The organism is Flagellimonas lutimaris, assembly GCF_051494225.1.
GTDB lineage: Bacteria > Bacteroidota > Bacteroidia > Flavobacteriales > Flavobacteriaceae > Flagellimonas > Flagellimonas lutimaris_A.
Map to the genome: position 1 here is coordinate 174,093 of NZ_JBNPYE010000009.1, position 7,054 is coordinate 181,146.

General features: G+C 39.3%; 5 protein-coding genes and 2 tRNA genes. 5 read left to right on the forward strand and 2 right to left on the reverse strand.

What is annotated here, in order from left to right:
• Positions 1–57: 57 nt before the first annotated feature.
• Entirely contained in the window at positions 58–1,203 is a 1,146-nt protein-coding gene (gene folK, locus ACQQ5U_RS16070; RefSeq protein WP_437399083.1) for a 2-amino-4-hydroxy-6-hydroxymethyldihydropteridine diphosphokinase, read from the forward strand.
• 115 nt (positions 1,204–1,318) lie between these two features.
• Here the strand turns inward: folK and ACQQ5U_RS16075 are convergent, their stop codons facing one another.
• The gene (locus tag ACQQ5U_RS16075) at positions 1,319–1,858 is read right to left on the reverse strand and encodes an RNA methyltransferase (RefSeq protein WP_437399084.1); all 540 of its coding nucleotides are present in this window, start codon (positions 1,856–1,858) and stop codon (positions 1,319–1,321) included.
• 147 nt (positions 1,859–2,005) lie between these two features.
• Here ACQQ5U_RS16075 and mutS point away from each other — a divergent pair, with 147 nt between their 5' ends.
• The 3 genes from mutS (at position 2,006) to ACQQ5U_RS16090 (ending at position 4,865) form a co-directional block, all read left to right on the forward strand.
• Entirely contained in the window at positions 2,006–4,588 is a 2,583-nt protein-coding gene (gene mutS, locus ACQQ5U_RS16080; protein ID WP_437399090.1) for a DNA mismatch repair protein MutS, read from the forward strand.
• A 75-nt stretch (positions 4,589–4,663) separates the two neighbouring features.
• A tRNA-Gly gene (locus ACQQ5U_RS16085) sits at positions 4,664–4,736 on the forward strand.
• A gap of 44 nt (positions 4,737–4,780) precedes the next feature.
• Positions 4,781–4,865: transfer RNA gene (locus ACQQ5U_RS16090), tRNA-Leu, on the forward strand.
• 76 nt (positions 4,866–4,941) lie between these two features.
• On the opposite strand, the gene xerA is transcribed toward ACQQ5U_RS16090, so the two are convergent.
• On the reverse strand, positions 4,942–5,760 hold the full coding sequence (gene xerA, locus ACQQ5U_RS16095; protein ID WP_437399085.1) for a site-specific tyrosine recombinase/integron integrase: 819 nt from the start codon (positions 5,758–5,760) through the stop codon (positions 4,942–4,944).
• Between the two features lie 114 nt (positions 5,761–5,874).
• On the opposite strand from xerA, the gene bla reads away from it, so the two are divergent.
• Positions 5,875–6,783 carry a class A beta-lactamase, subclass A2 gene (gene bla / locus ACQQ5U_RS16100; RefSeq protein WP_437399087.1) on the forward strand — a complete coding sequence of 303 codons (909 nt, stop codon included), beginning with the start codon at positions 5,875–5,877 and terminating at the stop codon, positions 6,781–6,783.
• The last annotated feature ends 271 nt before the right edge of the window (positions 6,784–7,054 follow it).

A 7,054-nucleotide genomic window follows, 5' to 3' on the forward strand; every position in this document is an offset into this window, starting at 1 on the left:
AATACGCCTCAAATATAACCATTGTAGTATTGTTTTGTTTACTTTGTTTCTTCGATTATGGGTAGAAAGCAAAAGGTATATCTTTCATTAGGGAGCAATTTGGGCAATCGTCATGCGAACCTCCAAAAAGCCATTTTTCGTATCCAACAGAAGGCAGGTTCCATCTTGGATATTTCTTCGGTTTACGAAAATCCGGCGATTGGCTTCGAAGGCGATCAATTCCTAAACATTGTTGTGTCGTTATTGACACCCCTTACACCAGGTGCATTACTGAATATATTATTAGAAATAGAACAGGATTTTGGAAGGATTCGTTCCGAAGACGGTGGCTATAGTTCCCGAACTTTGGATATTGACATTATTTATTATGGCTCAGAAATCATTAATAATGATGATTTGGTGATTCCCCATCCTCAAATGCAGCATAGGAACTTTGTTTTGAAACCTTTGGGTGACATCGCGCCACAATTCTATCATCCTGTACTGTACAAGGATACTCGGAACCTATTGCAAGAGTGCAGGGACAAAAGCCAGCTCACCAAGACCAAGCACAAGCTTTTTAAGGATAGGTCGGGGCTTTTTTCGCAATTACAACTGATCGCCATCGAAGGAAACATTGGGGCCGGCAAAACCACCCTTTCCAAAATGATTTCCAACGACTTTAATGCCAAATTGGTATTGGAGCGTTTTGCGGACAACCCTTTTCTTCCAAAATTTTATGAAGATCAAGCTCGTTATGCATTTCCTTTGGAAATGTCCTTTTTGGCGGATCGGTACCAACAGTTTATGGATGATACCTCACAGTTTGATCTCTTTAAGAATTTTATGGTGAGTGATTACGATATTTTCAAGTCACTCATATTTGCAAAGGTCACCTTGCAAAAAGAAGAATACAACCTATACCGAAAGGTTTTTAATTTTATGTACAATGAGGTAAGAAAGCCTGAGATTTACCTTTACCTCTATCAAAATACCGAACGGTTATTGGCCAACATAAAAAAAAGGGGGCGTGACTATGAACAAAATATAGATCCGGTATATCTAGAAAAAATCAATAGGGGATATTTGGACTTCATTAAAAGCCACCCCAACCAAAACAGCATAATTCTGGACATTGGCGAACTTGATTTTGTACACAATCCGGACGATTACGAATTCATTTTGGAAAAGCTGGAAGACAATATACTTTCATCAAACATTTAAGAGAATTTTTGGAAAATGTTTGGATATAACGAATGGTTTTATTTTATTAGCAACCTCTAAACGAGAAACTAACTAACTCAGACTTTACATATGGCCCTGTTTATCAGGGCCTCTTTTATTTTAAAGCACTTTGTTTAGACCAAATATCCCATACCACTACCCCAGTACTTACAGAAATATTCAATGAATGTTTGGTGCCAAATTGAGGAATCTCCAAAACCAAATCACTGGCAGTCACCACTTCTTGCGAAACCCCTTTTACCTCGTTTCCAAAAACCAAGGCAATGGTTTCGTCGTCCCCAACTTCATAATCATTGAGCATAACGGCATTTTCAGCTTGTTCCACCGAAACAATTTTCACACCGCTCTGCTTTAGTTCATCAACCAATTCCAAAGTATTTTTTCGGTATTCCCAATCCACACTTTCGGTAGCGCCCAAAGCCGTTTTGCGAATGTCTTTATGGGGAGGGGTGGCCGTAATTCCACAGAGATAGATTTTCTGAACCAAAAAAGCATCGGCAGTTCGGAACACGGAACCGATATTGTTCAAGCTACGGACATTGTCTAAAATGATGATGATAGGAGATTTTTTCGCCTCCTTAAAACTGGTCACATCCAATCGGTCCAGCTCGCTATTTTCCAGTTTTCGACTCATTTTTTAAACATTGAGGTAAAAATATCAACAAAAATTTTTGATGGTTGATGAAAACAATATATTCGTTTCCATCCCAATTTTGGGCAAAAGTAACAGAATTAAATCGCTTTGGCAGCCAAGAAGAAAACAAAGAAAGTAACCCCGTTAATGCAGCAGTACAATACCATTAAGGTGAAACACCCTGATGCTCTGTTACTGTTCCGTGTTGGCGACTTTTACGAGACCTTTGGGGAAGATGCGGTAAAGGCCGCAAAAATTTTGGGCATCATCCTTACGCATAGAAACAATGGCGGTGATAAAACTGAATTGGCAGGGTTTCCGCACCATTCCCTGAACACTTATTTGCCAAAATTGGTAAAAGCTGGGCAGCGCGTGGCCATATGCGACCAGCTGGAAGATCCCAAACAGACCAAAAGCATTGTAAAAAGAGGGGTTACGGAACTCGTCACACCAGGAGTTGCCTTGAACGATGATATTCTGTCCGCAAAGAGCAATAACTTTTTGTGTGCTGTACATTTTGGCAGAAACAAATTGGGGGTTTCCTTTTTAGATATTTCCACCGGGGAATATCTGACCTCCGAAGGGTCGGTGGAACAGGTGGACAAATTGCTCCAGAATTTTTCACCGAACGAGGTCTTGGTTTCTAAAAAACATAAAAAAGAATTTGTGGAATGCTTCGGCAACCAATTCCATAGTTTCTTTTTGGAAGATTGGATTTTTCAGGAGGATTATGCCCAAGAGAGCCTGAACCATCATTTCGGGACAACAACCCTAAAGGGTTTTGGTATCGACCATCTCAATCACGGAATCATTGCTTCGGGTGCGGTTTTACATTATCTGTCCGAAACACAGCATAGCCGATTACAACATATCAACAAAATACAGCGTATTGCCGAGGAGGAATACGTGTGGATGGACCGTTTTACCATTCGAAATCTGGAACTCTACAATTCTCCGCACCAAAATGCGGTAACCTTGCTGGACATTATCGACAAGACCATTTCCCCAATGGGCGGGCGGCTACTCAAAAGATGGTTGGCCCTTCCGCTGAAAAATGTTGAAAAAATACGGCAACGGCATCAGGTTGTGTCGTATTTAAAAGATGAAGAGGGACAACTGAACAAGATTCAGGGCTACATTAAGCAAATGGGAGATTTGGAGCGATTGATTTCCAAATTGGCCACAGGGAAAATCAACCCTAAAGAAGTGATTCAACTCAAAAATTCCTTGGAAGCCGTTGTTCCCATTAAACAATTGGCACAAAATGCCAATAATGATTCCTTGCAACATATTGGGGAGCGCTTGAACGATTGCGAAGCCCTGCGTTCAAAAATTAAAGAAGTACTCAACGAGGAGGCTCCTGTGAACATTGCCAAGGGCAGCACCATTGCCCAAGGCTATTCCGAAGAACTGGATGAACTGCGAGGCCTTGCGTTTTCCGGTAAAGATTACTTGGACAAAATGCTGGAGCGCGAGACCAAGGAAACAGGAATCACTTCGCTAAAAATTGCATCCAACAACGTATTTGGCTACTACATCGAGGTTAGAAACACCCACAAGGACAAAGTCCCCGAAAGCTGGATACGCAAACAAACCTTGGTCAACGCGGAACGTTACATTACGGAGGAGCTAAAGGAATACGAATCCAAGATTCTAGGCGCTGAAGAACGTATTTACCAACTCGAGCAACAACTTTTTGAGCAATTGTTGGTCTGGATGCAGGAATACATTTCTCCTGTGCAGCTAAACGCTCAACTTATTGCGCAATTGGACTGCCTTTGCGGTTTTGCCCAACTGGCCAAGGAGAACAACTATGTAGCACCTGTTGTCAACGACTCCACCGATATCGATATCCAAGAAGGGAGACACCCCGTTATTGAAAAACAATTGCCCATTGGTGATGCGTATGTGACCAACGATGTGCTCCTTAACCGTGAGGAACAGCAAATCATTATGATCACAGGGCCCAACATGAGTGGTAAATCGGCTTTGTTACGGCAAACCGCACTTATTGTATTGTTAGCCCAGATGGGGAGCTTTGTGCCCGCATCGGAAGCCAATTTAGGTGTCGTGGACAAAATATTCACTCGTGTTGGGGCGAGCGACAACATTTCGATGGGCGAATCGACCTTTATGGTGGAAATGAACGAGACCGCTTCCATTTTGAACAACCTCTCGGAGCGCAGCTTAGTTTTATTGGACGAGATTGGTCGTGGTACCAGCACTTATGATGGAATTTCCATTGCATGGGCCATTTCCGAATATCTGCACGAGCATCCTGCCAAGGCAAAGACCCTGTTCGCTACCCATTACCACGAACTCAACGATATGACCAATACATTTGGCCGTATCAAAAATTATAATGTTTCGGTAAAGGAATTGGAGAACAATGTTATTTTCTTACGTAAGTTGGTGCCGGGTGGCAGTGAGCACAGTTTTGGAATCCATGTGGCCAAAATGGCGGGTATGCCCCAACAGGTGATTCAAAAAGCGAACAAAATCCTTAAAAAACTGGAAAAATCGCACTCCAGTGAAGAGGTAAGCGACAAACTTCAGGCCTCCCAAAACGAGATGCAGTTAAGCTTTTTTAATTTGGACGACCCTTTGTTGGAAGAAATCAAAGAAGAAATATTGCACTTGGACATTGATACACTGACCCCTGTGGAGGCTCTGATGAAACTCAACGAGATCAAACGACTGTTAGGAAAAAAGAAAAAGGCTTCTTCCTAAAAAAATTCTTTTATTTTAATAGAAATGTTATAAATTTGCATCCGCGCTTGGGAAAAGTGCAGAGTTCTTTAAAATGCGAAAATAGCTCAGTTGGTAGAGCATCACCTTGCCAAGGTGGAGGTCGCGGGTTCGAATCCCGTTTTTCGCTCGAAAGAAAACGCTGCTTGCAGCGTTTTTTTGTTTCAAGTCCAGGCTCGAGTGGTGGAATTGGTAGACACGCCGGACTTAAAATCCTGTGGGCATTATGCCCGTGCGGGTTCAAGTCCCGCCTCGAGTACGTTTAAACCCTGTTAATCTATTGATTTTCAGGGTTTTTTTAATCAGCAACGGAACAGTAACAATACTATTAATTTTCAGTCATCCAATGGACTTGTAACGTTTAACAATGTTGGTTCTGAGACTTGAGTATATATCATAGTAGTCTTAATAGAGTTATGTCCCAATAGCTTTTGTATAACTCTAATATCTGTACCTTTTTCCAATAGATGTGTCGCATAACTATGTCGCAGCGTATGCGTCGTAACGTTTTTATTGATTCGGGCTTTTTTTGTACACATTTTTAACAGCTTATTAAAGCTTGAAGAAGAATATCTTCCACCTTTTTGACCTTCGAACAAATAATCTTTCGGTGAGTATTCTCGATAATACTTTCGTAATAATATTAAAGTTGTTTCCGAGAGAGGAACAATTCTGTCCTTATTGCCCTTTGCGGCTTTAACATGAACAATCATTCTAGCGGAATCTATGTCTTGGATTTTTAAATTAATCAATTCTCCAACTCTTAAGCCAGCGCTATAAAGGAGCGCAATCATTCCCTTATGTTTAATGTTATTGGCATTGTCCATGATTTTTAATACATCTTTCTTAGAAAGCACAATAGGAAGCTTATTTGGTTTTCTATTTGGAAATAAGAATTCCAAATGGATGCTCTGCTTAAACATCTCGTTATAATATAACTTCAATGCCATAGCAATCTGTTTCTGATAAGAATAAGAGACTTTTTTAGTATGTACCATATGATAAAAATATCCATGTAGCTCACTCTCATCAACTTTGTTCAATGGTTTTTGAAAATAATGAATTGCCATTTTTACAATGGATGAGTAACTGTCAATAGTATTCTTACTATACCTTTTAACCTCCAATATTTTCACAAAATCGGGAACAGACATAATAACACGAATATATCCCTTTTGTGTAAAAAAGTATTATGTTTATTCCAAATATCATGGGATATAAGGAATTAGCTTTATATCTAATAGTTACCTGCAAGCAAAACAAATAATATGCAAAAAAAGACATCCATTATTTTCTTTCTCTTCCTAATAGCTTTAACAAAAGGCTATTCTCAAGAAATAGAAGCTTTGAGACAGAAAATTGATAGTATTGCAAATTCAAAGAATGCAATTGTTGGAGTTGCAATCAATGGGATTAAAACTAATGATACACTAAGTATCAATGGTCAAAGACACTATCCAATGCAGAGTGTTTTCAAATTTCCAATTGCACTGTCAATTTTATCTGAAGTAGATAAAGGGAATCTGTCACTTGTCCAAAAAATTGATATTAAGAAAAGTGAACTGCTACCTGGACTATGGAGTCCAATAAGAGAAAAATATCCCGAAGGAACTACACTTACCATTGCAGAAATTATTGAGTACACTGTCGCTTTAAGTGATAATGTTGGCTGTGATATATTGTTAAAATTGCTCGGAGAACCACAAGCTGTTGAGAATTATTTTTCAAGCCTTGGTTTTAAAGATTTTGCTGTAAAAATAAACGAGGAGACTATGCAGAATAATTGGGATTTGCAATTTTTAAATTGGACAACACCAATAGAGGCCAATAAGATTCTGTTAACATTTTATGAAAATCAAAATGGATTACTTTCCAAAGACAGTTATGACTTTATATGGAATATAATGAAAGGAACCAAAACAGGAAAGAAAAGATTAAGAGGGCAATTACCCGAAGAAACAATTGTTGCCCATAAAACTGGATGGTCGGGAAAGAATAAAGAGACAGGTATAATTGCTGCTGTAAACAACATTGGAATTGTTTTTATGCCGAATGGGAAATACTTTATCATCAGTGTTTTTGTGACGGAATCTAAAGAAGAAATTGAAACAAACGAAAAAATAATATCTGATATTTCTAAGGTTACTTGGGATTATTTTATGACAAGTAACCGATAATTCAATTAACAGAAAGCCAGCAGGTAACAATGTATATAAAAAATAGGCGATACAGTAATAAATTTAAAGCTTTAGGTTCGTATCAAACTTTGTGTTTAATTGAAAGCTTGGTGCTTCCAAAACGTCTACTTTTCATATACTAACCGTTGTGAACAATTCGCCAAGGGCGAACTTTAATCTGCGCAACTTCGTTGCAATGCATCTTAAAGTAAATTGTTCACAACAGAGCGCTAAACCAAATTGCACCTATCGCACTACCCAGAATATCGCC

Coding starts and splice junctions, on each gene's coding strand:
- folK (WP_437399083.1), top strand. CDS start 58: ATGGGTAGAAAGCAAAAGGTATATCTTTCATTAGGGAGCAATTTGGGC.
- ACQQ5U_RS16075 (WP_437399084.1), bottom strand. CDS start 1,858: ATGAGTCGAAAACTGGAAAATAGCGAGCTGGACCGATTGGATGTGACC.
- mutS (WP_437399090.1), top strand. CDS start 2,006: ATGCAGCAGTACAATACCATTAAGGTGAAACACCCTGATGCTCTGTTA.
- xerA (WP_437399085.1), bottom strand. CDS start 5,760: ATGTCTGTTCCCGATTTTGTGAAAATATTGGAGGTTAAAAGGTATAGT.
- bla (WP_437399087.1), top strand. CDS start 5,875: ATGCAAAAAAAGACATCCATTATTTTCTTTCTCTTCCTAATAGCTTTA.